General features: G+C 49.3%; 1 protein-coding gene. It reads right to left on the bottom strand.

Annotated features, from left to right (window positions below; all coding sequences use genetic code 11):
• A partial coding sequence (istA, locus tag C6Y40_RS00005) for an IS21 family transposase (RefSeq protein ID WP_146129456.1) occupies positions 1–1108 on the bottom strand: 1108 nt, incomplete at both ends.

Below are 1108 nucleotides of genomic sequence, written 5' to 3' on the forward strand. Positions count from 1 at the left end.
TTTCGGGGCATTATCAAGGTGGGTGTGCAACAGCGATTTCACGCTGGCTCGACAGGGATTACCTATATCAATAGCCCGGCGACAGGCTTGTTCCAGGCGACTTTCGCCGTATTTCTTTGCAAGGTTAAGTAGCCCAAGGCAGGCCCGATAACCTTGCTCTGGATGTGGTTTGCTTTGCAGAATGGCGTCGGTGACTTCAAGTGTGGAAGGGCCGATCTGCTTTGCCCAGTTCTTGAGTCTTCCGGGTGACCATTTCTGATGCTGATGATTGGCAGGCATATGCTCATCAACACAGGTAAAGCCACCTTTTCGGTCACTACGCATGTGTTGTGCAATGCACTCGCGTTGGTAGTAAATCCGAATAAGCCGCTTAGAAGCCTGTATTTCAACTGACTTGCCGACAAAGAGGTGAGGAACTGAGTAGAAATGGTCTTTGTACAAGACATGGTAATCAATACCGACTCTGGCAATATGGATTTCAGTGTATTCCCATGGTGTTGTGGGTAACGGGGCCAGCTCTGGTTTATCCAGCGATTCAAACAAGGTTTGTCGGTTTCCCGGTAATCGCTGGAATGGTTTCTGATTCAGTTCATGCAGTAACGCCCGAATAGCAACATTAAGGCCTGATAAGGTATGGAAGACCTGATGCCGCAATTTTGCCATTATCCATCGTTCCACAATGAGTACGGCATTTTCTGCTTTCGCTTTATCTTTTGGCTTCAGAGGTCTTGCAGGCATCACGGCGCAGCCATAATGATTCGCTAATGACTGGTAAGCTGTATTCAACTGAGGTTCAAATCGACAGGCTCTGGTGACCGCTGACTTGAGATTGTCCGGTACCAGCAATTGCGGCACGCCGCCGAAGAAGGCAAACATAGCCACATGCGCCTCCAGCCAGCTTTCGAGCTTCTGGTTTTCTGTGGCAATCGCAAAGGTGTAGTTTGACGCGCCCAGTACCGCAACAAAGACCTGGGCATTACGCACTTCTCCGGTGCCGGGATTTACAATCGGTAATGTCGGCCCACAGAAGTCGATAAATAGCTTCTCGCCTGCTTTATGCGTAAATCGCATCGAGCGCTTTTGCTGGGATTTCCATTCACGATAATTG

It is taken from the genome of Marisediminitalea alba, from assembly GCF_002993365.1.
GTDB classification, from domain to species: domain Bacteria; phylum Pseudomonadota; class Gammaproteobacteria; order Enterobacterales; family Alteromonadaceae; genus Alteromonas; species Alteromonas alba.